This window comes from Neorhizobium alkalisoli (genome assembly GCF_002968635.1).
Classification (GTDB): Bacteria; Pseudomonadota; Alphaproteobacteria; order Rhizobiales; family Rhizobiaceae; genus Neorhizobium; species Neorhizobium alkalisoli.
The window spans coordinates 1-387 of the sequence record NZ_PVBN01000065.1 but is presented as its reverse complement, the minus strand read 5'-3'; the positions used below and the strand labels follow the sequence as shown (position 1 = coordinate 387).

Sequence of the window (387 nt, the reverse complement as noted above, 5' to 3'; positions counted from 1 at the left end):
TTTCTATACAAAGTGTGCAGGACAGGCACGCTAAGGAAATTAAAAGTGAATCTTGATAAAAGAATAAAGATTAGGAATCTCGATGTTCTGACTCCTGCCGGGGAGAAATTCCGTCTGCGTTGGAAGGAGTATCAAATTCTTTCGCTGCTTGTCGCCAGATCCCCCGAGCTGGTTACCCGAACGGAAATTATAGAAAATATCTGGAAAGGAACCTATTGTTCAGATTCAACGATAAATCAAACAATTAAATCCATTCGTCAGAAAATTAGCGATTCGGAACACACGCTTATCAGAACCATTCCACGCTTGGGTTACAAGGTGGAAAATCAAGCGGCTTTTCACTTTATATCTGAAGATGAAGACTACGCCGATGATGATATATTAAAC

The 387-nt window shown here is 40.3% G+C and carries 1 protein-coding gene; it reads left to right on the top strand.

Annotation, left to right across the window (positions count from 1 at the left end; all coding sequences use genetic code 11):
- Positions 1 to 45: 45 nt before the first annotated feature.
- Positions 46 to 387: winged helix-turn-helix domain-containing protein (locus C5L13_RS28575; RefSeq protein WP_170117340.1), on the top strand; the 342-nt coding region annotated here is incomplete at its 3' end.